The sequence below is a fragment of the Cellulosimicrobium sp. BMG9.22 genome (assembly GCF_059159975.1).
This window is the reverse complement of record NZ_JBZGBY010000007.1, coordinates 71675-93033: the sequence shown is the minus strand read 5'-3', so window position 1 is coordinate 93033 and position 21359 is coordinate 71675. Positions and strand designations below refer to the sequence as shown.

General features: G+C 74.1%; 22 protein-coding genes. 21 read left to right on the top strand and 1 reads right to left on the bottom strand.

Annotated elements, in window-relative coordinates; translation table 11 throughout:
* Nucleotides 1-18: 18 nt before the first annotated feature.
* The gene (locus tag AC4H2H_RS07575) at nucleotides 19-702 is read right to left on the bottom strand and encodes a prepilin peptidase (RefSeq protein ID WP_494370185.1); all 684 of its coding nucleotides are present in this window, start codon (nucleotides 700-702) and stop codon (nucleotides 19-21) included.
* Nucleotides 703-893: 191 nt separating this feature from the next.
* Here AC4H2H_RS07575 and aroC point away from each other — a divergent pair, with 191 nt between their 5' ends.
* From aroC to metK, 21 genes are all read left to right on the top strand, one after another.
* The gene (gene aroC, locus AC4H2H_RS07570) at nucleotides 894-2111 is read left to right on the top strand and encodes a chorismate synthase (protein WP_494370184.1); all 1218 of its coding nucleotides are present in this window, start codon (nucleotides 894-896) and stop codon (nucleotides 2109-2111) included.
* Nucleotides 2111-2707 carry a shikimate kinase gene (locus tag AC4H2H_RS07565; RefSeq protein WP_494370183.1) on the top strand — a complete coding sequence of 199 codons (597 nt, stop codon included), beginning with the start codon at nucleotides 2111-2113 and terminating at the stop codon, nucleotides 2705-2707. Before aroC ends, AC4H2H_RS07565 begins: the two co-directional genes overlap by 1 nt.
* Complete coding sequence (gene aroB / locus AC4H2H_RS07560; RefSeq protein WP_494370182.1) at nucleotides 2704-3870, top strand: 3-dehydroquinate synthase; 1167 nt, start codon at nucleotides 2704-2706, stop codon at nucleotides 3868-3870. Before AC4H2H_RS07565 ends, aroB begins: the two co-directional genes overlap by 4 nt.
* Before the next feature lie 73 nt (nucleotides 3871-3943).
* Entirely contained in the window at nucleotides 3944-4390 is a 447-nt protein-coding gene (locus AC4H2H_RS07555) for a type II 3-dehydroquinate dehydratase (protein WP_494370181.1), read from the top strand.
* Between the two features lie 83 nt (nucleotides 4391-4473).
* Nucleotides 4474-5091, top strand: a complete 618-nt coding sequence (locus tag AC4H2H_RS07550) for a hypothetical protein (protein ID WP_494370180.1) — start codon at nucleotides 4474-4476, stop codon at nucleotides 5089-5091.
* A complete protein-coding gene (locus AC4H2H_RS07545; RefSeq protein WP_494370179.1) occupies nucleotides 5088-5582 on the top strand; it encodes a hypothetical protein in 495 nt (164 codons plus the stop codon). Before AC4H2H_RS07550 ends, AC4H2H_RS07545 begins: the two co-directional genes overlap by 4 nt.
* A 111-nt stretch (nucleotides 5583-5693) precedes the next feature.
* On the top strand, nucleotides 5694-6257 hold the full coding sequence (efp, locus tag AC4H2H_RS07540; RefSeq protein ID WP_494370178.1) for an elongation factor P: 564 nt from the start codon (nucleotides 5694-5696) through the stop codon (nucleotides 6255-6257).
* Between the two features lie 18 nt (nucleotides 6258-6275).
* The gene (nusB, locus tag AC4H2H_RS07535) at nucleotides 6276-6695 is read left to right on the top strand and encodes a transcription antitermination factor NusB (RefSeq protein ID WP_494370177.1); all 420 of its coding nucleotides are present in this window, start codon (nucleotides 6276-6278) and stop codon (nucleotides 6693-6695) included.
* Nucleotides 6696-6873: 178 nt separating this feature from the next.
* Complete coding sequence (gene pyrR / locus AC4H2H_RS07530) at nucleotides 6874-7551, top strand: bifunctional pyr operon transcriptional regulator/uracil phosphoribosyltransferase PyrR (RefSeq protein ID WP_494370176.1); 678 nt, start codon at nucleotides 6874-6876, stop codon at nucleotides 7549-7551.
* The gene (locus AC4H2H_RS07525) at nucleotides 7548-8636 is read left to right on the top strand and encodes an aspartate carbamoyltransferase catalytic subunit (protein WP_494370175.1); all 1089 of its coding nucleotides are present in this window, start codon (nucleotides 7548-7550) and stop codon (nucleotides 8634-8636) included. The genes pyrR and AC4H2H_RS07525 overlap by 4 nt, the downstream gene beginning before the upstream one ends.
* Nucleotides 8633-10000: a dihydroorotase gene (locus tag AC4H2H_RS07520; protein WP_494370174.1), complete on the top strand. Its 1368-nt coding sequence runs from the start codon at nucleotides 8633-8635 to the stop codon at nucleotides 9998-10000. The genes AC4H2H_RS07525 and AC4H2H_RS07520 overlap by 4 nt, the downstream gene beginning before the upstream one ends.
* Entirely contained in the window at nucleotides 9997-10599 is a 603-nt protein-coding gene (locus AC4H2H_RS07515) for a PH-like domain-containing protein (protein WP_494370173.1), read from the top strand. The genes AC4H2H_RS07520 and AC4H2H_RS07515 overlap by 4 nt, the downstream gene beginning before the upstream one ends.
* Nucleotides 10596-11831 carry a glutamine-hydrolyzing carbamoyl-phosphate synthase small subunit gene (gene carA / locus AC4H2H_RS07510; RefSeq protein WP_494370172.1) on the top strand — a complete coding sequence of 412 codons (1236 nt, stop codon included), beginning with the start codon at nucleotides 10596-10598 and terminating at the stop codon, nucleotides 11829-11831. The genes AC4H2H_RS07515 and carA overlap by 4 nt, the downstream gene beginning before the upstream one ends.
* Before the next feature lie 2 nt (nucleotides 11832-11833).
* Nucleotides 11834-15220, top strand: coding sequence for a carbamoyl-phosphate synthase large subunit (gene carB, locus AC4H2H_RS07505; protein ID WP_494370171.1), 3387 nt, complete (start codon nucleotides 11834-11836; stop codon nucleotides 15218-15220).
* Nucleotides 15217-16083 (top strand): orotidine-5'-phosphate decarboxylase, encoded by an 867-nt coding sequence (pyrF, locus tag AC4H2H_RS07500; protein WP_494370170.1) that lies wholly within the window; start codon nucleotides 15217-15219, stop codon nucleotides 16081-16083. The genes carB and pyrF overlap by 4 nt, the downstream gene beginning before the upstream one ends.
* Before the next feature lie 103 nt (nucleotides 16084-16186).
* The gene (locus tag AC4H2H_RS07495; RefSeq protein WP_494370169.1) at nucleotides 16187-17038 is read left to right on the top strand and encodes a tyrosine-protein phosphatase; all 852 of its coding nucleotides are present in this window, start codon (nucleotides 16187-16189) and stop codon (nucleotides 17036-17038) included.
* Between the two features lie 246 nt (nucleotides 17039-17284).
* Nucleotides 17285-17596 (top strand): integration host factor, actinobacterial type, encoded by a 312-nt coding sequence (gene mihF / locus AC4H2H_RS07490; protein WP_494370168.1) that lies wholly within the window; start codon nucleotides 17285-17287, stop codon nucleotides 17594-17596.
* Nucleotides 17589-18239 carry a guanylate kinase gene (gene gmk, locus AC4H2H_RS07485; protein WP_494370167.1) on the top strand — a complete coding sequence of 217 codons (651 nt, stop codon included), beginning with the start codon at nucleotides 17589-17591 and terminating at the stop codon, nucleotides 18237-18239. Before mihF ends, gmk begins: the two co-directional genes overlap by 8 nt.
* Nucleotides 18240-18392: 153 nt before the next feature.
* A complete protein-coding gene (gene rpoZ / locus AC4H2H_RS07480) occupies nucleotides 18393-18674 on the top strand; it encodes a DNA-directed RNA polymerase subunit omega (RefSeq protein ID WP_494370166.1) in 282 nt (93 codons plus the stop codon).
* A 92-nt stretch (nucleotides 18675-18766) separates the two neighbouring features.
* Complete coding sequence (gene coaBC, locus AC4H2H_RS07475; protein ID WP_494370165.1) at nucleotides 18767-20020, top strand: bifunctional phosphopantothenoylcysteine decarboxylase/phosphopantothenate--cysteine ligase CoaBC; 1254 nt, start codon at nucleotides 18767-18769, stop codon at nucleotides 20018-20020.
* A gap of 72 nt (nucleotides 20021-20092) precedes the next feature.
* Nucleotides 20093-21301 carry a methionine adenosyltransferase gene (gene metK, locus AC4H2H_RS07470; protein ID WP_494370164.1) on the top strand — a complete coding sequence of 403 codons (1209 nt, stop codon included), beginning with the start codon at nucleotides 20093-20095 and terminating at the stop codon, nucleotides 21299-21301.
* The last annotated feature ends 58 nt before the right edge of the window (nucleotides 21302-21359 follow it).

The window sequence follows — 21359 nt, the reverse complement described above, 5'->3', positions numbered from 1 at the left end:
ACGGGTGCGGGTCTCTCGTCAACCGAGCAGGAACGCGGCGCCCAGGCCGCCCCCGCCGACGGCGGTGAGCGCGGCGCCGAGCACCATGAACGGGCCGAACGGCACGGCCGTGGACCGGGACGCGCGGCGCAGCACGACGAGAGCCACGGCCCAGACGCCGCCGAGCAGGAACGGCAGCACGAGACCGGCGGCGAGCTCACCCCACCCGAGCCACGCGAGCGGCGTCGCGAGCAGCCCGGCGAGCTTGACGTCCCCGAACCCGAGCCCCGGCGGGTAGGCGAGCCGCAGCGCGGCGTAGGCGCAGAACCCGACCGCCCCGCCGGCGAGCGCGCGCACGATGGCCGCGCCCTCGCCCGTACCGAGCGCGGTGAGGGCGAGCAGGCCGACCACGCCGAGCCACGAGGGCAGGACGATCGCGTCGGGCAGGCGGTGCGTCCTGGCGTCGATCACGGCCAGGAGCGCGCCGGCCGCCGCGACCAGGACGAGCGCCGGCGTCGCCCACGACGGGCCGGACCACACGGCGGTGCCCGCCGCGGCGAGCAGGGCGAGCGCCGCCCCGAGCCGCCCGCCGACGCGTGCCTCGGTCCGCAGCCGCCGCGTCCACGGTCGGTGCGTCGTCGGTCGCCGCGTCGTCGTGGTGTCGTCCCCGGTCGCGTCGAGCGGACCCTGCTCGGCGACGACGTCTTCCCCCTGCTGTGCCACGCGCGGCACGCTAGCGCGAACCGCACCGGGCTTGCCGCCGTCGTCCACAGCCACGTCCGGACAGGCGCCGAACCCCGGGTTGTGCGCCGTCCGAGGCCGTGAACGGCGCACGACCCAGGGTTTCGGCAGTTGCCGGTCCGTAGTACGGGCGCGCGTCCGGGGCGTCGTGCGTGCGTGGGAGGATGGCGCTCATGCTGCGTTGGTTGACATCGGGTGAGTCGCACGGTGAGGCGCTGGTCGGGATCCTCGACGGGCTGCCGGCGGGGGTGGAGCTCACGACGGCCGACGTGCAGGCGGCGCTCGCGCGCCGGCGCCTCGGCTACGGGCGCGGGTCGCGCCAGAAGTTCGAGCAGGACGCGCTGCGCATCCTCGGCGGTCTGCGCCACGGGCGCACCCAGGGTGGCCCGCTCGCGATGGAGATCGCCAACTCGGAGTGGCCCAAGTGGGTCGACGTCATGTCGTCGGACCCCGTCCCGCCCGAGGCGCTGCTCGTCGACGCCGGCACGGGGGACCAGCGCGAGATCGCCCGCAACCGCCCGCTCACGCGTCCCCGCCCCGGTCATGCCGACCTCGTCGGGATGCGCAAGTACGGCTTCGAGGACGCCCGCCCCGTGCTGGAGCGCGCGTCCGCGCGCGAGACCGCGACGCGTGTCGCTCTCGGCACCGCCGCGGCGAAGTTCCTCGAGCAGGCGCTCGGGGTCCGGCTCGTGTCGCACGTCGTGGCGATCGGCCCGGTCGAGGCGCCCGAGGACGCGCCCGTGCCGGGGCCCGACGACGTCGCGGCCCTCGACGCCGACCCGGTGCGGTGCTTCGACCCCGCGACGTCCGCTGCCATGGTCGCCGAGATCGACGAGTGCCAGAAGGCGGGCGACACGCTCGGGGGCGTCGTCGAGGTCCTCGCGTACGGGGTGCCGTCGGGTCTCGGCACGTACGCGCAGAGCGACCGACGGCTCGACGCGCGCCTCGCCGCGGTCCTCATGGGGATCCAGGCGATCAAGGGCGTCGAGGTCGGCGACGGGTTCCGCACGGCGCGACGCCGGGGGTCGGCCGCGCACGACGAGATCGAGCGTGGCGACGACGGCCGGATCCTCCGCCTGAGCAACCGCGCGGGCGGCGTCGAGGGCGGCATGTCGAACGGCGAGGTCGTGCGCGTGCGCGCCGCTATGAAGCCCATCTCGACGGTGCCGCGTGCGCTCGCCACGGTCGACGTGGTGACGGGCGACGTCGCGAAGGCCCAGCACCAGCGGTCCGACGTGTGCGCCGTCCCGCCCGCCGCGGTCGTCGCCGAGGCGATGGTCGCGCTCGTGCTGGCCGAGCAGGCGCTCGAGAAGTTCGGCGGCGACTCGGTGGCGGAGGTCCGCCGCAACGCCGAGGCCTACCTCGCGGCGATCCCGGAGCTGCAGCGCTGATGACCCCCGTCCCTGCCGGCACGCGACCGGTCGTCGTCCTCGTCGGGCCCCCCGGCAGCGGCAAGTCGACCGTCTCACGACACCTCGCCGAGCTCCTGAGCTGTGCACAGCGTGACACCGACACCGACGTCGAGACCGTCGCGGGCAAGGCCGTGGCCGACATCTTCGTCGAGGACGGCGAGCCCCACTTCCGCGAGCTCGAGCGGGAGGCCGTCACGACGGCGCTCGCCACGCACGACGGCGTGCTCGCCCTGGGAGGTGGCGCCGTCCTCGACGAGCACACGCAGACCGCGCTCGCCGCCTACGTGGCGGCCGGCGGCACCGTCGTCTTCCTCGACGTCAGTCTCGCGCACGCCGCCCCCCGCGTCGGCTTCAACCAGTCGCGCCCGCTGCTGCTCGGCAACCCGCGCGCGCGGTGGGCCGCCCTCATGCAGGCACGCCGACCGGTGTACGAGCGGGTCGCGACCCTGCACGTCCTCACGGACGCCCGGACGCCGGCGCAGGTGGCACGCGAGGTCCGCGACCACCTCGGGCGGCCCGACGCGGCGGCGTCCGACCCGCACCCGACCGACACCGCCGAGCAGGAGCACGCGTGAGCGACACGAACCCCGCCCCCGACACGACCGCAGGGCCGACCCGGGTGCGGGTCACCGGGGACCAGCCGTACGACGTCGTCGTGGGCCGGCACCTGCTCGGCGAGCTGCCGGCCCTGCTGGGCGAGCGCGTGCGCCGCGTGCTCGTCGTGCACCCGGCCGCGCTGGCGACCACCGCCGAGGTCGTCCACGAGGACCTCAAGGCGTCGGGCTACGAGGCCTACGTCGCCGAGGTGCCGGACGCGGAGGAGGCCAAGACCGCGCAGGTCGCCGCCTTCCTGTGGGGCGTGCTCGGGCAGGCGGACTTCACACGCTCGGACGCGATCGTCACGGTCGGCGGCGGTGCCACCACGGACCTCGGCGGCTTCGTCGCGGCGACGTGGCTGCGCGGCATCCGCGTCGTCCACGTCCCGACGACGCTGCTCGCGATGGTGGACGCGGCCGTCGGCGGCAAGACGGGGATCAACACGGCCGAGGGCAAGAACCTCGTCGGGTCGTTCCACCCGCCGGCGGGCGTGCTGTGCGACCTCGCGGCCCTCGAGTCGCTGGGCCGCTGGGACTTCGTCGCCGGCATGGCCGAGGTCGTCAAGACGGGGTTCATCGCCGACGAGCGGATCCTCGAGCGCGTCGAGGAGCACGCGGAGGCCCTGAGCGCGTGGGGGACGCGGCCGACGACGGACGAGACGTGGGCCGTCGTCGCCGAGCTCGTCGAGCGGTCCGTGGCGGTCAAGGCCCGCGTCGTGGGGGAGGACCTCAAGGAGGCCGGCCTGCGCGAGATCCTCAACTACGGCCACACGCTGGGCCACGCGGTCGAGCTCACCGAGCGCTACCAGTGGCGCCACGGCGCGGCGGTGTCCGTCGGCATGATCTTCGCCGCCGAGCTCGCGCGCCTCGCGGGCAGGCTGGACGACGACGTGGTCGAGCGCCACCGCGCGATCCTCGGCTCGCTCGGGCTGCCGCTCACGTACCGCGGCGACCGCTGGGAGCAGCTGCTGTCCGCGATGCGGCGCGACAAGAAGACGCGGGGCGACCTGCTGCGCTTCGTCGTGCTCGACGGCGTCGCGCGCCCCACGCGGCTCGAGGGACCGGACCCGACGCTCCTGGCCGCCGCGTACGCCGAGATCAGCGCCGACGCCCCCACGGGCCGCGGCCCGATCGCGCTCTGAGGTCAGGTCCGGCACCCCGCCCGGCTGTCGGGCCCCCGCCCTCGTGCCCGGCCGCAGTCGCTAGGCTCGGCCCATGGAACGCGTGCTCGTCCTCAACGGACCCAACCTCGGCCGGCTCGGCGTGCGCGAGCCGGAGATCTACGGCTCGGCGTCGATGGCCGACCTGCAGGAGTCGGCGCTCGCATGGGGGAGCGCGCTCGACCTGACGGTGGACGTCCGCCAGACCGACGACGAGTCCGAGCTCGTCGGCTGGCTGCACGAGGCGGTCGACGCGCGGGCGCACGTGGTGCTCAACCCGGCGGCGTTCACGCACTACTCCTACGCGGTGCGCGACGCCGCGGCGCAGGTCACGACGTCGGGTCTCCTGCTCGTCGAGGTGCACCTGAGCAACCCGGCCGCGCGCGAGGCGTTCCGCTCCCACTCGGTCGTGGGCGCGGTGGCGACGGGGACGATCGCCGGGTTCGGCTTCGACTCCTACCGCCTGGCCCTGGAGGCGGTCGCCGCGCGCCTCGCCGGCTGAAGCCGACGCGTCGCCGACCCTTGATCCTGCCCTATCAGGTGTGGAGCCTTGATGCGACTGGATCAATGCTCTAGCCTTGATGCATGTTCGTCCTCACCGTGGACCAGCGCTCGAGCACGGGTCGCCCCGACCTCGTGCCGGACCTCCTGCGGCATCTGAGCGCCCTGCTCGCGGACCGGTCCGGCGTCGTGGTGCCCTTCGACCGGACGGTGGGCGACGAGGTGCAGGGCGTGCTCGACGATCCGGCAACGGTCGTCGACCTTGTGCTCGACCTCCTGCGCGACGGCGGGTGGAGCGTGGGGGTGGGCGTCGGGCCGGTCGACGAGCCGCTGCCCGCGGTCTCGCGCGAGGCGTCCGGGGAGGCGTTCGTGCGTGCCCGTGACGCCGTCGAGCAGGCCAAGTCGCGTGCCGCCACGGCCCCCGTGGCCGTCCGCGGCGGGGCGCCGGGGCGCGCCGCGGAGGTCGAGGCGATGCTGCGGCTGCTCGCCCGTGTCGCCGACCGCCGGACCGCCCGCGGCTGGGAGGCCGTGGACGAGCTCGCGCGTGTGGGTGGCACGCAGAAGGATGTGGCCCGTGCGCTCGGGGTGACCGAGCAGGCGGTGAGCCAGCGGCTGCGGTCGGCGCTGTGGCCGGAGGAGGCCGCGGTGCGGCCGCTCGTCGTGCGGCTGCTCGGAGAGCTCGAGGAAGAGGTGGACGGATGACGGACCCCGTGACGGTCGTCCTGGTCGTGCTCGTGTGGCTCGTCGCGCTCGTCGCGAGCGTGCTGGGGGGCGGCGTGGTGACGCAGTGGGTGCTGCGCGCGGCCGCGCGCTCGGGAGGCCCGACGGCGCGGCCCGTCCCCGGGCGCGTTCGTCGCCCCGGGCGTGGCGGTGGGTCGGCGGACCCGTCCGCGGTGCCCGTCCCGCCGCCACCGCCGCCCACGACCGGACCCATCGGGACGGAGGCGGTCAAGGCGCTGCGCGGGGGGACCTGGATCGGCATCCTGGAGCGGTTCGCGATCACCGGCTGCCTGCTCGCCGGCCAGCCGGGTGGCATCGCGTTCGTCGTGGCGGTCAAGGGCCTGGGGCGCTACCCGGAGCTGCGCGAGCACCCGGTCGCCTCCGAGCGCTTCGTCATCGGGACGCTCGCGTCGATGTGCTGGGCGGCCACCGTCGGGGTGGTGGCGGACGCGGTGCTCGTGGGGCTCCGGTAAGATCGGCAAGGCCCATTTCCCGCTCCGCCCTCCGGGCGTCCCGTCGTGCCTCCTCCGGCGCGGGTCGTCGGGTTCCGCGGAGCACGTAGACCCTCCGACAGGAAGACGAACGTGGCGACCACCAACGACATCAAGAACGGCACCGTGCTGCGCCTCGACGGTCAGCTGTGGACCGTGATCGAGTTCCAGCACGTCAAGCCCGGCAAGGGTGGCGCGTTCGTCCGCACGAAGATCAAGAACGTGCTGTCGGGCAAGACGATCGACAAGACGTTCAACGCCGGACTCAAGATCGAGACGGCCAACGTCGACCGTCGCGACTACCAGTACCTGTACATGGACGGCGCCGACTACGTGTTCATGGACACGTCGACGTACGACCAGATCACCATCGCGCCCGAGGTCGTCGGCGACGCGAAGGACTACCTGCTCGAGAGCCAGAACGTGCTCGTCGCGACGAACGACGGCCAGCCGCTCTACATCGAGCTGCCGCCGTCCGTCGTGCTCGAGATCACCTACACCGAGCCCGGCCTGCAGGGCGACCGCTCGACGGGCGGCACCAAGCCGGCGACGCTCGAGACGGGCGCCCAGATCCAGGTCCCGCTCTTCCTCGAGCAGGGCACCCGGGTCAAGGTCGACACGCGCGACGGGTCGTACCTCGGCCGCGTGAACGACTGATCCCGGCAGCCGATCACCATGGCCGCACGCACCAAGGCGCGCAAGCGCGCGCTCGACGTCCTCTTCGAGGCGGAGCAGCGTCACCTGGACCCGACGACCCTCCTCGCGGAGCGCGTCGCCGACCCCGGCACCGCGCAGACCGCCCTCCCGCAGTACTCGGTCGACATCGTCGAGGGCGTGCTCGCACACCGTGATCGCATCGACGAGCTGCTCGAGACCTACTCTCACGGCTGGACGCTCGACCGCATGCCGGCCGTGGACCGGGCCCTGCTGCGCATCGGCGGCTGGGAGATCCTCTTCAACGACGACGTGCCCGACGTCGTCGCGATCGACGAGGCCGTCGACCTCGCGCGATCGCTGTCGACCGACGACTCGCCGTCGTTCGTCAACGGGCTCCTGGCACGCATCGTCGAGATGAAGCCGACGATCACGGCCTGAGGTCGTCGCCGGCCCGGACCGGCAGCACTGCCGCGGCGTCGGTCACCGGTGTGTGACCGACGCCGCGTCCCACCGGGCGGGACGCAACCCCTGCTCCGCGCCCAGCGGCGGTAGGGTGGGTGACCGTCAGACATCCTTTAAGGCCCGTCCAGTGAGGCGGGGAAGGAGGTCGCCGAGCATGAGCTCTGGCGCTGCTGTGCCCACACCACCCCCGACCGCACCGTCGTCCGCGGGGACCGTCGTCCTGACGGCTGCGGACATCGCGCGCGCACTGACGCGCATCGCCCACGAGATCGTGGAGCGCAACAAGGGTGCCCACGACCTCGTGCTGCTCGGCATCCCGACGCGCGGGGTCCCGCTCGCGGCGCGTCTCGCCGAGCGACTCGTCGCCATCGAGGAACCGCCCGCCGACGGCGCGGCACCGCTCGACCCGCACGACATCGTCGGCGAGCTGGACGTGACGATGTACCGCGACGACCTGCACCGGCACCCGACGCGCACGATCGGTGCGACGCGGCTGCCCGCGTCGGGCATCGACGGCAAGGTCGTGGTCCTCGTCGACGACGTCCTCTACTCCGGACGCACGATCCGTGCGGCGCTCGACGCGATCAGCGACCTGGGGCGCCCCCGCGCCGTGCAGCTCGCCGCGCTCGTCGACCGCGGCCACCGCGAGCTGCCGATCCGCCCTGACTTCGTGGGCAAGAACCTGCCGACCTCCACGTCCGAGCGCGTGAGCGTGCGGCTCGTCGAGATCGACGGCGCGCAGGACTCCGTCGGCGAGGCCGCGACCGACGCCGTCGTCATCCGGACCGCGGCCCCCGCGCGGGACGCTGCCGCAGGGGAGGCGGGCGCATGAGGCACCTGCTGTCCACCCAGGAGCTGACGCGTGCGGAGACGGTGCGCGTCCTCGACACCGCGGCGCAGATGGCCGCGACGCAGTCGCGCGAGATCAAGAAGCTCCCGACGCTGCGCGGGCGCACGGTCGTCAACCTCTTCTACGAGGACTCGACGCGCACGCGCATCTCGTTCGAGACGGCCGCCAAGCGCCTGTCCGCGGACGTCATCAACTTCTCGGCCAAGGGTTCGAGCGTGTCCAAGGGCGAGTCCCTCAAGGACACCGCGCTGACGCTCCAGGCCATGGGCGCGGACGCGGTCGTCGTGCGGCACCAGGCGTCCGGCGCGCCGCACCTGCTCGCCCACGCGGGCTGGCTGGACGCGGCGGTCGTCAACGCGGGGGACGGCACCCACCAGCACCCGACGCAGGCGCTGCTCGACGCGTACACGCTGCGCCGCCACCTGAGCGGCACGGGGCTCACCGCGCCCGGCGCGAGCGGTCCGGACGACGCCGCGGCGCGCGGCGCCGGTCTCGACGGCCGGCACGTCGCGATCGTCGGGGACGTGCTGCACTCGCGGGTCGCGCGCTCCAACGTGCACCTGCTGCACACCCTCGGTGCACGCGTCACGCTGGTCGCACCGCCCACGCTCCTGCCGGTCGGGGTCGAGACCTGGCCGTGCGCCGTGTCCTACGACCTGGACGCGACGCTCGCGGGCCACGGCCCGCACGAGGGCCCGGACGCCGTCATGATGCTGCGCGTGCAGCGCGAGCGCATGAGCGGCTCGGGCACGGGCGGGGGAGCGTTCTTCCCCAACCCGCTCGAGTACACGCGCAAGTACGGCCTCGACGGCCGCCGCCTCGGCCTCCTCGCCGAGCACGCCGTCGTGATGCACCCCGGGCCGATGAACCGCGGCCTGGAGATCTCGGCGCAGGCCGCGGACTCACCGCGTGCCGTGATCGTCGAGCAGGTCGCGAACGGCGTCGCGGTCCGCATGGCAGTGCTCTACCTCCTCCTTGCCGGCAGCGACGCACCCGACGGCGCGGACGCGCCCGGGGTCCTCGCGCCGCAGACCGTCCCCACCACCGAAAGGGTCGCCACCTCGTGAGCAGCGCCGCAACCACCACGTACGTCCTGCGCGGCGCCCGCCCGCTCGGCGGCGACCCGGTCGACCTCGTCCTCGCGGACGGCGTGGTCGCCGAGATCGCCGCGGTCGGCGCCGCGCGCGCCGGCTCGGACGGTACCGACGTCGTCGTCGTGGACGCGACCGGCCTCGTCGCGCTGCCCGGCCTCGTCGACCTGCACACGCACCTGCGCGAGCCGGGCCGCGAGGACGCCGAGACCATCACCTCCGGCACGCGCGCCGCCGCGGCGGGCGGCTTCACCGCCGTGCACGCCATGGCGAACACGACGCCGGTCGCGGACACGGCGGGCGTCGTCGAGCAGGTGTGGCGCATCGGTCGCGACGCCGGCTGGGTCGACGTGCACCCGGTCGGCGCGGTCTCCGTCGGGCTCGGCGGGACGCAGCTCGCGGAGCTCGGCGCGATGGCGGACTCCGCGGCCCGCGTGCGGGTCTTCTCCGACGACGGCAGGTGCGTGGACGACCCGATCCTCATGCGCCGGGCGCTCGAGTACGTCAAGGCGTTCGACGGCGTCGTCGCCCAGCACGCGCAGGAGCCGCGCCTGACCGAGGGCGCCCAGATGAACGAGGGCGTCGTCTCCGCCGAGCTCGGCCTCGCGGGCTGGCCCGCGGTCGCCGAGGAGGCGATCATCGCGCGCGACGTCCTGCTCGCCGAGCACGTGGGCTCGCGCCTGCACGTGTGCCACCTGTCCACGGCCGGCTCGGTCGAGATCGTGCGCTGGGCCAAGGAACGCGGCATCGACGTCACCGCCGAGGTCACACCCCACCACCTGATCCTCACGGACGACCTCGCGCGCGGGTACGACCCGACGTTCAAGGTCAACCCGCCCCTGCGCACGGCGGCGGACGTCGAGGCGGTACGCGAGGGCCTGGCCGACGGCACGATCGACATCGTCGCGACCGACCACGCGCCGCACACGCGCGAGGACAAGGACTGCGAGTGGGCCGCGGCCGCGTTCGGCATGACCGGGCTCGAGACGGCGCTGAGCGTCGTGCAGGAGACCATGGTCGACACCGGCCGGCTCACATGGGGCGACGTCGCGCGCGTGCTGTCCGCGAACCCCGCGCGCATCGGCCGCATCGACACGGGCGACCGTGCGCAGGGCCGCCCGCTCGAGGTCGGCGAGCCGGCGAACGTCACCCTGGTCGACCCGGCCGCGCGCCGCGTGGTCGACGGCTCCGCCCAGGCGACGAGCAGCACCAACACGCCGTTCCACGGCCGCGAGCTCCCCGGGCGCGTCGTCGCGACGTTCCTGCGGGGACGCGCCACCGTGCTCGACGGTGCGCCGGTCGACGCCGCGCGCGACACCGAGCAGGGGGTCTCCGCATGAACCTGCCCCAGCCCGTCGCGGTCGGCATCTGGATCGTGCTCGGCGTCGTCCTGCTGACGCTCGTGCTCGTCGGGCGCCGCCGCCTCGCCGGCCGCTCCGCCGGCGTCGTGCCGACCCCTCCCGCCGTGCCGGGCGAGGCCGCGCGCGGGCCCGTGACGCTCGGGCCGCTCGACGTGCTCTACGTCTCCAGCACGCTGGCGGGCGACTGGCTCGCGCGCGTCGGGGCCCACGGCCTCGGTGACCGCGCGCAGGGCCAGGTCACCGTGCACGACGGCGGCGTGCACGTCGCGCGCCGCGGCGCACCCGACCTCTGGGTCCCCGCCGCGGCGGTGCAGGGCGTCGCCCTCACTCCCGGGATGGCCGGCAAGTTCGTGGGCAAGGAGGCCATCGTCGTCGTCACGTGGGCCGTGCCCGCGACCCCCGTGCCGCCCGAGGGCGTACCCACCACCGACGAGAGCACCGATCCCTCAGCCCGCACCGAGGTCCGGCTCGACACCGGCCTCATGCCCCGCCTCGACGACGACGTCGCGCGCCTCCTCGACGCCGTGCGCGCGCTCGCGGCGCCCGGCTCCGACCAGAACGACAAGGAAGCCTCGTGACCACCACCACCCCCAGCCCCGACCGGGCCCTGCTCGTCCTCGAGGACGGCACCGTGCAGGCCGGGCGTGCCTACGGCGCGCGCGGCACGACCGTCGGCGAGATCGTCTTCAACACCGGCATGACCGGGTACCAGGAGACGCTCACCGACCCGTCCTACCACCGGCAGATCGTCGTCATGACGGCGCCCCACATCGGGAACACCGGCGTCAACGACGAGGACCCCGAGTCGCGCAAGATCTGGGTCGCCGGCTACGTCGTGCGCGACGCCGCCCGGCGCCCGTCGAACTGGCGCTCGGTGCGCTCGCTCGACGACGAGCTGGCCGAGCAGGGGATCGTCGGCATCAGCGACGTCGACACGCGCGCCCTCACGCGCCACCTGCGCGAGCTCGGCGTCATGCGCGCCGGCATCTTCTCCGGCGACGCGCTCGTGCGCGACGGCTACCCGCGCACGACCGAGGACCTCGTCGCCGAGGTGAAGGCCGCCCCCGCGATGGCCGGCGCCGACCTCGCGGGCGAGGTGAGCACCGACGAGGCGTACGTCGTCGAGCCGTACGAGGGGACTACGACCGACGGAGAGCCCGTCGCGACCGTCGTCGCCGTCGACCTCGGCATCAAGTCCATGACGCCGCAGCGCCTCGCGCAGCGCGGCGTGCGCGTGCACGTCGTGCCCGCCGCCACGACCATCGAGCAGATCGAGGCGCTCGCGCCCGACGGCGTGTTCTTCTCCAACGGCCCCGGCGACCCGGGCGCCGCGACGCACGAGGTCGAGCTCCTGCGCGGCGTGCTCGACCGCCGCACGCCGTTCTTCGGCATCTGCTTCGGCAACCAGATCCTCGGCCGCGCGCTCGGCTACGGCACCTACAAGCTCGCGTACGGGCACCGCGGCATCAACCAGCCCGTCATGGACCGCCGCACCCGCAAGGTCGAGGTCACCGCGCACAACCACGGGTTCGCGGTCGACGCCCCGCTCGACGGCGAGTCCGTCGCCCCGCACGACGGCGGCCGGTACGGGCGCGTCGTCGTCTCCCACGTGGGCCTCAACGACCAGGTCGTCGAGGGCCTCGAGTGCCTCGACCTGCCCGCCTTCTCCGTCCAGTACCACCCCGAGGCCGCGGCCGGGCCCCACGACGCCGCCTACCTCTTCGACCGCTTCGTCGAGCTCATGACGGCAGGCCGCACCGTGGCCGCCGCCGGCTCCGAGGCGACCCAGCAGACCAGCAAGGAGAACTGACCGTGCCTCGCAGAACCGACATCTCCAGCGTCCTGGTCATCGGGTCCGGCCCGATCGTCATCGGCCAGGCCTGCGAGTTCGACTACTCGGGCACCCAGGCGTGCCGCGTGCTCAAGGAGGAGGGCCTGCGGGTCGTCCTCGTGAACTCCAACCCGGCGACGATCATGACCGACCCGGAGTTCGCCGACGCCACGTACATCGAGCCCATCACGACCGAGGTCCTCACCTCGATCATCGCCAAGGAGCGCCCCGACGCGCTGCTGCCCACCCTCGGCGGGCAGACGGCCCTCAACGCCGCGATCGCGCTCGACGCGGCCGGCGTGCTCGAGGAGTACGGCGTGGAGCTCATCGGGGCGAACATCGCCGCGATCGAGAAGGGCGAGGACCGCCAGCAGTTCAAGGACGTCGTCGAGAAGTGCGGCGGCGAGTCCGCGCGCTCCGCGATCATCCACACGGTCGACGAGGCGCTCGTCGCGGCCGACGACCTCGGCTACCCGATGGTCGTGCGCCCGTCCTTCACGATGGGCGGCCTCGGCTCGGGCATCGCCTACGACGAGACGGACCTGCGCCGCATCGTCGGCCAGGGCCTGCACTACTCGCCGACCACGGAGGTGCTCCTCGAGGAGTCGATCCTCGGCTGGAAGGAGTACGAGCTCGAGCTCATGCGTGACAAGCACGACAACGTCGTCGTCGTGTGCTCGATCGAGAACGTCGACCCGGTCGGCGTGCACACGGGCGACTCGATCACGGTCGCCCCCGCGCTCACCCTCACCGACCGCGAGTACCAGCGGCTGCGCGACATCGGCATCGCCGTCATCCGCGAGGTCGGCGTCGACACGGGCGGCTGCAACATCCAGTACGCCGTGCACCCCGAGACGGGCCGCGTCATCGTCATCGAGATGAACCCGCGCGTGTCGCGCTCGTCGGCGCTGGCGTCGAAGGCGACCGGGTTCCCGATCGCGAAGATCGCGGCGAAGCTCGCCGTGGGCTACACGCTCGACGAGATCCCCAACGACATCACGCAGGTCACGCCCGCGTCGTTCGAGCCGACGCTCGACTACGTCGTGGTCAAGGTCCCGCGGTTCGCGTTCGAGAAGTTCCCCGCCGCGGACCCGACGCTGTCGACGACCATGAAGTCGGTCGGCGAGGCGATGGCGCTCGGGCGCAACTTCACCGAGGCGCTCGGCAAGGCGCTGCGCTCGATCGACAAGGGCGGCTCGGTGTTCCACTGGGACGGCGAGCCGGTCGCCGGCGCCGAGCTCGACGAGCTCCTCGTGACGATCGCGCGCCCGACGGAGAACCGGATCATCGGCGTCCAGCAGGCGCTGCGCGCCGGGGCGAGCGTCGAGCAGGTGTTCGAGGCCACGAAGATCGACCCGTGGTACCTCGACCAGATCCAGCTCGTCAACGAGGTCGCGGCCGCCGTCGCGAAGGCGCCCGCGCTCACCGAGGCGGTGCTGCGCGAGGCGAAGAAGCACGGCTTGTCGGACGCGCAGGTCGCGCGCCTGCGCGGCATGGGCCCGGCCGGCGAGGCGACCGTGCGCGAGGTGCGCTACGCGCTCGGCGTGCGCCCGGTCTACAAGACGGTCGACACGTGCGCCGCCGAGTTCGCGGCGCGCACGCCGTACCACTACTCCTCCTACGACCTCGAGACGGAGGTCGCGCCGCGCGAGCGCGAGGCCGTCATCATCCTCGGCTCCGGCCCCAACCGCATCGGCCAGGGCATCGAGTTCGACTACTCGTGCGTGCACGCCGCGCTCACGCTGCGCGAGCGGTACGAGACGGTCATGGTGAACTGCAACCCGGAGACGGTCTCGACCGACTACGACACCTCGGACCGCCTGTACTTCGAGCCGCTGACGTTCGAGGACGTGCTCGAGGTCTACCACGCGGAGCTCGCCGCGGGGCCGGTCAAGGGCATCATCGTCCAGCTCGGCGGCCAGACGCCGCTCGCCCTCGCGCAGCGCCTCGCGGACGCGGGCCTGCCGATCCTCGGCACGAGCCCCGAGGCGATCGACGCCGCGGAGGACCGTGGCGAGTTCGGTCGCGTGCTCGCCGAGGCCGGGCTCCCGGCGCCGGCGTTCGGCACCGCACGCTCGCTCGAGGAGGCGACGGACGTCGCCGCGGGCATCGGCTACCCGGTGCTCGTGCGGCCGTCGTACGTGCTCGGCGGGCGCGGCATGGAGATCGTCTACTCGGCCGACCAGCTGACGGGCTACGTGGAGCGCGCGCTCGCGGCTGCCGCGGCGGAGGACCGCACGGCCGGGACGCTGCCCGCGCCGCTGCTCATCGACCGGTTCCTCGACGACGCGATGGAGATCGACGTCGACGCGCTGTACGACGGCACCGAGATGTTCCTCGGCGGCGTCATGGAGCACATCGAGGAGGCGGGCATCCACTCGGGCGACTCGGCGTGCGTCCTGCCGCCGGTGTCGCTGTCGGACACCGAGATCGAGCGCATCCGCCGCTCGACCGAGGCGATCGCGAAGGGCGTGGGGGTGCGCGGCCTGCTCAACGTGCAGTACGCGCTCGTGTCCGACGTGCTCTACGTGCTCGAGGCGAACCCGCGCGCGTCGCGCACGGTGCCGTTCGTGTCCAAGGCGACGGGCACGTCGCTCGCGAAGGCGGCGGCGCGCGTCATGGTGGGCGACTCGATCGCCGACCTGCGGGCTGCGGGGATCCTGCCGGCCACGGGCGACGGCGGCACGCTGCCCCTCGACGCGCCGATCGCGGTCAAGGAGGCGGTCCTGCCGTTCAAGCGGTTCCGCACCGCGGACGGCACCGTCGTCGACACCGTCCTCGGCCCGGAGATGCGCTCGACGGGCGAGGTCATGGGCTTCGACCGCGACTTCCCGCACGCGTTCGCCAAGTCGCAGGCGGCGGCGTTCGGCGGGCTGCCGACGTCGGGGCGGGTGTTCGTCTCGGTCGCCGACCGCGACAAGCGCTCGATCGTGTTCCCGGTCAAGCGGCTCGCGGAGCTCGGGTTCGAGATCCTCGCGACGGCGGGCACCTCGAGCGTGCTGCGCCGCAACGGCATCGCGTCGCGCGTCGTGCGCAAGTTCTCCTCGGGCCGGGGCGCGGACGGCGAGCCGACGATCGTCGACCTCATCACCGCGGGCGAGGTGGACATGGTCATCAACACCCCGTCGGGCCAGGGTGCCCGCGCGGACGGCTACGAGATCCGCGCGGCGACGACCGCGGCGGACAAGCCCATCGCGACGACCGTCGACCAGCTCGCCGCCGCGGTGCAGGGCATCGAGGCGGTCCTCGCCGGGCCGTTCGAGGTCGCGAGCCTGCAGGAGCACATGAGCGGCGACGGCATGGGTGCCGCCACCGCCCCGGGTGCGGCGGCCCGGGTCGTGGCCGGGGCCGAGCGGGTCGGCGCGTGAGCGCGTTCGGGGCGCGCCTCGCGGCGGCGATGGACGACCACGGGCCGCTGTGCGTCGGCATCGACCCGCACCCGGGCCTGCTCGCTGACTGGGGCCTGCCCGACGACGCGAGCGGGCTGCGGGACTTCGGCCTGCGGGTCGTGGAGGCGGTCGGCGGGCGCGTCGCGGCCGTCAAGCCGCAGTCCGCGTTCTTCGAGCGGCACGGGTCGCGCGGCGTCGCGGCGCTCGAGGACGTCCTGGCCGCCGCGCGCGCCGCGGGCACGCTCGTCGTCATGGACGCCAAGCGCGGCGACATCGGCTCGACGATGGCCGCGTACGCGGACGCGTACCTGCGCGACGGCTCGCCGCTCGCGGCAGACGCGCTCACCGTGTCCCCGTACCTCGGGTTCGGCTCGCTGCGGCCGGCCGTCGACCTGGCGCTGAGTGCGGGGCGCGGCCTGTTCGTCCTGTGCCTGACCTCGAACAAGGAGGGTCAGGAGGTCCAGCACGCGCGCCGCGGCGCCGGCGCGGGCACCGAGACGGTGGCCGCGCAGGTCGCGCGCGAGGCGGCGCTGCTCAACGCGCCCGCCGTCGAGGCCGGCGACGCGCTCGGGTCCGTCGGGCTCGTCGTCGGCGCGACGATCGGCGACGCGGCCGCCCGCACCGGGACGGACCTGACCGCGGTGCAGGGCCCGCTCCTCGCGCCCGGCGTGGGCGCGCAGGGCGCGGGCGCGGCCGAGCTCGCCGCCGTGTTCGGGGCGGCACGCCGCCAGGTGCTCGCGTCCTCCTCGCGCGGGGTGCTGCGCGCGGGTCCGGACGTGGCGGCGCTCCGTGACGCCGCCCGTGCGGCGACCGACGAGGCGGCGCACGCGCTGCGGGGCTGACCTCCCGGACGGGGCCGGCGGGTCCTCCCGCACCGGCCCCGTTCGGCTGCGCGTGGTCCGGCGTCCCGTGCAGCGGCCGCTGCTGACCTGCGAGACTGCGTCCATGAGCTCCCACGACGCGACCTCGTCGGCCTCGGCCGCGCCCGCCCGGATCGCTGCGGCGACCGCCGTCCCCGGCGCGCTCGACGTGCCCGGCACGTGGAACGCGCGGGACGTCGGAGGTCGTGCCGTGCCCGTCGGGCACGCTGACCCCCTGCGCACGGGCGTGCTGCTGCGCACGGCGAGCCTGTCACGACTCACCCCGCAGGGGCAGTCGACGCTCGCCGACCTGGGCGTGACGACCGTGCTGGACCTGCGGGGACAGGACGAGCTCGAGCGCGACGGCGCGGACGTCGTCCCGGGTACCGTGCGCGTCCTGCGGCGCGGGATGGACCCGGCGCGAGGCCTGGGCGACGGCGGTGGCTCGGCGGACCCCGCTGCCCTGGTCGCCGGTCTCGTCACCGCGGACGACCCGGCCGCCGTCGCGCGCCGCATGATGCTCGGGGTGTACGCGACGTTCGTCACCGACCCGGGCATCCGCGCGACGGTCGGCCGGGTGCTGGCCGACGTCGCGTCGTCGGACGGTGCGGCCGTGGTGCACTGCTCCGCCGGCAAGGACCGCACGGGGTGGGTCGTGGCGCTCGTCCAGCACGTCGCGGGCGTCTCCGACGAGGACCGCATGGCCGAGTACCTCGCGAGCGCGGCGGCCGCGGACGGTCTGGCGGCCGTGATCCCGCCGGTCCCCGGTCTCTCGCCGGAGGCGCTGGCACCGCTCCTCACGGTCGAGGCCGACTACCTCGCGAGCGCCTGGGAGCTGGCGGCGCGCGAGCACGGGAGCGTGGACGGGTACCTCGCGGCGTGCGGGGTCACGGCCGAGGTCCGGGACGCGCTCGTCGCGCGCCTCGTCGGTCCGTGACCTGGACCGTCGCGGCGCCCCGCCCGTGGTCGCCTCTGGTCGCCCGTGCGGGTGGCGCAGCATGCGCACGCGCGCGACGCGCCCTGCCCTGTCGTTGCCGGAACGGGTGAGGGTCGCTACGTTCGAGGGGTCGGCTCCACGCGTCGGTGCAGGTCGCCCGGGGGTTTCGTCCCGTTCGGGTCACCTGCGCCGCTGCTCGGACCGGCGGCATGGGCCCATCCGCCTGACGAGGAGTAGGTGACTTGCGTGGCACTTCCACCCCTGACCCCAGAACAGCGCGCGGCGGCGCTCGAGAAGGCCGCGGAGGCGCGCCGGGTGCGCGCCGAGGTGAAGAACCGGCTGAAGTACTCGCAGGGCTCGTTGAAGGAGGTCATCGAGCGCGGGAAGACGGACGACATGATCGGCAAGCTCCCGGTCGTCAAGTTGCTCGAGTCCCTCCCGGGCGTGGGTAAGGTGAAGGCTCGGGCGATCATGGAGGAGATCGGGATCGCCGAGACACGTCGTGTCCGCGGCCTCGGTCCCCACCAGTCCGCGGCCCTCATCGAGAGGTTTGGCTGACATTTCCACGCACCCGTCCGTCGTCCCGCCCGGCCCTGCCCGCCTGACCGTCCTGGCCGGTCCGACCGCCGTCGGGAAGGGCACCGTGTCCGCCGACATCCGGGCCCGCTACCCGGAGGTCTGGCTCTCGGTCTCCGCGACGACGCGGGACCCGCGACCGGGCGAGGAGGACGGTGTCCACTACCTGTTCGTCGGGACGGACGAGTTCGCCCGCATGGTCGCGGACCGCGAGATGCTCGAGTGGGCCGTCGTGCACGGGCGCAACAGCTACGGCACGCCCCGCCGGGCGGTGGAGGAGAAGCTCGCGGCGGGCGTGCCGGCGCTGCTGGAGATCGACCTGCAGGGCGCCCGCCAGGTGCGCGCGTCGATGCCCGAGGCACGGTTCGTGTTCCTCGCGCCGCCGAGCTGGGACGAGCTCGTGCGGCGTCTCGTGGGGCGCGGCACGGAGGACGCGGAGGAGCGCGAGCGCCGCCTCACGACGGCGCGCGTCGAGCTCGCGGCCGAGGCCGAGTTCGACCACGTCATCGTCAACGACGACGTGCACCGCGCGACCGACGAGCTCGTCCGTGTCATGGGGCTCGTGCCGCGACCCGTGACGCCGGATCTCGCGGCGGACCCCGCGGTCGCCGGTCGCAGCGAGTAGACTGTCTTGCGGTGCCCGCGCGCGGGTGCGCTCCCGCCGGGTCGTCTCACCCGGCCCGCGGTTCCCGTACCGCCCGGAGCACCGCCCGTACCGCCACCGACACCGACCAGCTGCAGCGGCCTGCTGCAGACCCTTGAACCCACGGAGCGAACTGTGTCCGGAACCGTCGCCGCCCCCGAGGGCATCACCGACCCGCCGATCGACGAGCTGCTCGGTCACGTCGACTCGAAGTACGCGCTCGTCATCTACTCGGCGAAGCGTGCGCGCCAGATCAACGCGTACTACTCGCAGCTCAGCGAGGGCCTGCTCGAGAACGTGGGCCCGCTGCTCGAGACGCGCAACCAGGAGAAGCCGCTGTCCATCGCGATGCGCGAGATCAGCGCCGGGCTCCTGACCATCGAGTCGGTCGAGCCCCCCGAGGGCGCCGAGAGCTGAGCCCGTGCGCCGCGCGCCTCCACCACGGAGGGCGCGGCGTTCGTGCGTCCGGACCGTTCGCGGGTCGTCCGTCGAGAGGACAGGGTGTGGGCATGAGGATCGTGCTCGGGGTGAGCGGCGGCGTCGCGGCGTACAAGGCGGTGCTGCTGCTGCGCCTGCTGCGCGAGCAGGGCCACCGGGTGCGGGTCGTGCCCACGGCATCCGCGCTGCGGTTCGTCGGCGCCCCCACGTGGGAGGCGCTGTCGGGCGAGCCCGCGACGGACCAGGTGTTCGAGGACGTCGAGCACGTCCCGCACGTCGCCCTGGGTCAGGGCGCGGACCTCGTGGTCGTCGCGCCGGCGACGGCGGACCTGCTGTCGCGCGCGGCGACCGGCCGGGCGGACGACTTGCTCACCTCCACGCTGCTCACCGCGCGGTGCCCGGTCGTCATGGCGCCCGCGATGCACACGGAGATGTGGGAGCACCCGGCGACGGTCGCGAACGTCGAAACGCTGCGCGCGCGGGGCGTGCACGTCATCGAGCCCGCGTCGGGCCGGCTCACGGGCGCGGACACCGGTCCGGGCCGCCTGCCCGAGCCGGAAGACATCGCGCGGATCTCGCTCAAGATCGCGCTCGAGGTCGCGGCCGGTTCCGCGGGGCACGTCGGGCAGGACCTCGCGGGGCGCCGGGTCGTCGTGTCGGCGGGCGGGACGCGCGAGCCGATCGACCCGGTCCGCTTCATCGGCAACCGGTCGAGCGGGCGCCAGGGCGTAGCCCTCGCCCAGGCCGCGCGGGCGCGCGGCGCGCGCGTGACCCTCGTGGCGGCGAACCTCGCCGCGGACGTCGTCCCGGGAGACCTCGACGAGGTGGTCGCCGTCGAGTCGACCGCCCAGCTGCGGGAGGCCGTGCGTGCGGCCGCGACGTCGGCGGACGTCGTCGTGATGGCGGCGGCGGTCGCGGACTTCCGCCCCGTGCACGCGCCGGACGCGAAGATCAAGAAGGTGCCGGGTCGTGCGCCCGAGCCGATCGCGCTCGTGGAGAACCCGGACGTGCTCGCCGAGCTCGCGCACGACCGACTGCGCGCCGGCCAGGTCGTGGTCGGGTTCGCCGCCGAGACGGGAGACGCGACGGGCGGCGTGCTGGACCACGGGCGCGCGAAGGCGCGACGCAAGGGTGCCGACCTGCTCGTCGTCAACGCGGTCGGCGAGGGCCGGGGGTTCGGCGCGGAGGTGAACGACGTGACGGTCGTCGACGGCGCGGGTGACGTCGTCGCGAGCGCGAGCGGCACGAAGCGCGAGGTCGCCGACGCGGTGTGGGACGTCGTGGTGAAGCGGCTCGGCGACGTCGTGGGGGAGACGGCCCGCTAGGGCCCGGTAGGGCCCGGTCGTCTCGCCAGACGGATACTTGCGCCCACGGGTCGGGACGGTACGCTGTCCGCCATGGCCGAGCTGCGACTGTTCACGTCCGAGTCCGTCACCGAGGGGCACCCGGACAAGGTCTGCGACCAGATCTCCGACTCCATCCTCGACGCGCTCCTGGCCCAGGACCCGACGTCGCGCGTCGCCGTGGAGACGATGGTCACCACGGGCCTCGTGCACGTCGCGGGCGAGGTGACGACCGACGCGTACGTGGAGATCCCGCAGATCGTGCGCGACGTCGTGCGACGCATCGGCTACACGTCGTCCGCGATCGGCTTCGACGCCGACTCGTGCGGGGTGTCGGTGTCCATCGGGCAGCAGTCTCCGGACATCGCCCAGGGCGTCGACAAGAGCCTCGAGGAGCGCGACGACGCCGACGCCCCCGGGGCGGCGCACGACCCGCTCGACGCGCAGGGCGCGGGCGACCAGGGCCTGATGTTCGGGTACGCGAGCGACGACACGCCGAGCCTCATGCCGCTGCCCGTGTGGCTCGCGCACCGGCTCGCGGAACGCCTCGCGCTGGTCCGCCGCGACGGCACGGTCCCGGGCCTGCGGCCGGACGGCAAGACGCAGGTGACCATCGGGTACGACGGCGACCGTGCCGTGAGCCTCGACACGGTGGTGCTCTCGACGCAGCACGACCCGGACGTGACGCAGGAGAAGCTGCAGCGGCTGATCGCGGACGACGTCGTCTCCCCGGTCCTCGAGACCGCGGGCCTGGACCTCGACACGAGCACGACGCGCCTGTTCGTCAACCCGACGGGCACGTTCGTCATCGGCGGCCCGCGCGGCGACGCCGGCCTGACGGGACGCAAGATCATCGTCGACACCTATGGCGGCATGGCCCGCCACGGGGGCGGCGCGTTCTCCGGCAAGGACCCGTCGAAGGTGGACCGCTCCGCGGCGTACGCGACGCGCTGGGTCGCGAAGAACGTCGTCGCGGCCGGCCTCGCGCGCCGGTGCGAGGTCCAGGTCGCCTACGCGATCGGCAAGGCGCACCCCGTGGGCCTGTACGTCGAGACGTTCGGCACCGAGACGGTCCCGGTGGAGCGCATCACCGCCGCGATCCGCGAGGTGTTCGACCTGCGCCCCGCCGCGATCATCCGCGACCTCGACCTGCTGCGCCCCATCTACGCGCCGACCGCGGCCTACGGCCACTTCGGCCGCGAGCACGAGGGCTTCACGTGGGAGCGCACCGACCGCGTCGCGGACCTGCAGTCGCAGGTGTGACCCGGGCGCTGCCGGTACCGTCCACCGCGCCCACCGGGGGGACGGCGTGATGGCCGTC

Bases quoted from the DNA above. Each gene is read 5' to 3' on its own strand.
- metK (WP_494370164.1), top strand. From the start codon at position 20,093: ATGGCCGAGCTGCGACTGTTCACGTCCGAGTCCGTCACCGAGGGGCAC.
- AC4H2H_RS07495 (WP_494370169.1), top strand. From the start codon at position 16,187: ATGAGCTCCCACGACGCGACCTCGTCGGCCTCGGCCGCGCCCGCCCGG.
- AC4H2H_RS07525 (WP_494370175.1), top strand. From the start codon at position 7,548: ATGAGGCACCTGCTGTCCACCCAGGAGCTGACGCGTGCGGAGACGGTG.
- coaBC (WP_494370165.1), top strand. From the start codon at position 18,767: ATGAGGATCGTGCTCGGGGTGAGCGGCGGCGTCGCGGCGTACAAGGCG.
- nusB (WP_494370177.1), top strand. From the start codon at position 6,276: ATGGCCGCACGCACCAAGGCGCGCAAGCGCGCGCTCGACGTCCTCTTC.
- AC4H2H_RS07555 (WP_494370181.1), top strand. From the start codon at position 3,944: ATGGAACGCGTGCTCGTCCTCAACGGACCCAACCTCGGCCGGCTCGGC.
- AC4H2H_RS07565 (WP_494370183.1), top strand. From the start codon at position 2,111: ATGACCCCCGTCCCTGCCGGCACGCGACCGGTCGTCGTCCTCGTCGGG.
- aroC (WP_494370184.1), top strand. From the start codon at position 894: ATGCTGCGTTGGTTGACATCGGGTGAGTCGCACGGTGAGGCGCTGGTC.
- pyrR (WP_494370176.1), top strand. From the start codon at position 6,874: ATGAGCTCTGGCGCTGCTGTGCCCACACCACCCCCGACCGCACCGTCG.
- AC4H2H_RS07515 (WP_494370173.1), top strand. From the start codon at position 9,997: ATGAACCTGCCCCAGCCCGTCGCGGTCGGCATCTGGATCGTGCTCGGC.
- AC4H2H_RS07545 (WP_494370179.1), top strand. From the start codon at position 5,088: ATGACGGACCCCGTGACGGTCGTCCTGGTCGTGCTCGTGTGGCTCGTC.
- AC4H2H_RS07550 (WP_494370180.1), top strand. From the start codon at position 4,474: ATGTTCGTCCTCACCGTGGACCAGCGCTCGAGCACGGGTCGCCCCGAC.